Origin of the sequence: Streptomyces flavofungini (genome assembly GCF_041028215.1) — a bacterium.
Taxonomy (GTDB): domain Bacteria; phylum Actinomycetota; class Actinomycetes; order Streptomycetales; family Streptomycetaceae; genus Streptomyces; species Streptomyces flavofungini_B.
Genome location: NZ_JASKYR010001546.1, coordinates 1 through 547, shown reverse-complemented (window position 1 = coordinate 547; position 547 = coordinate 1). Strand labels below are relative to the sequence as shown.

The following is a 547-nucleotide window of genomic DNA, read 5'->3' as shown; positions in this document are numbered from 1 at the left end:
GGCACGCCGCGCGGGCCGAGGACGGCCGCGGGGAGCCGACCGCGCTGCGCGAGACGCTGCCCTCCCACTTCGCCCTGCCGTCGATGTACGCGCTGATAGAGGCGCTGCACCTGGGCCGCATCCCGGCCGTGCGGCGGCACGAGCTGACGCCGGTCCTCTTCCCGCGCGCGTGCGGCGGCAGTACGAGAGCGGCGCCTGACCGCGACCGTGACCGTCGAGCCGTGCCGGGCCCAACACCCGGCACGGCTCGGTGCGTTCTCGGGCAGGAGTTCGGCCGAGGGAACCGAACACCTTCGAATCTCGTGTTCAGGAGCAGGGATCCGAACAAGATCGAGTCAAGGCCTGTGCGGATGTCAGTCCCTGCGGCAATACTTGCGGCCGTGGACTTCTTCCGGCGCCCGGAGCGCCGGGCGGGAGCCGCAGTCCGATGACCAAGGGGGAGGTCGAGGTCGAGGTGACACATCCGCCGAACGGCAGCGCGGTGCCGCCGGGGCCGCCGGGACCACCGGCGCAGCCCCCCGGGCAGCCCGCGCCCGCGGTGCCGTTC

General features: G+C 73.5%; 1 pseudogene. It reads left to right on the top strand.

The features are described from left to right. Positions 1 to 212: pseudogene (locus AB8Z36_RS42110) on the top strand (ATPase); the annotation flags it as partial. Between the last annotated feature and the right edge of the window lie 335 nt (positions 213 to 547).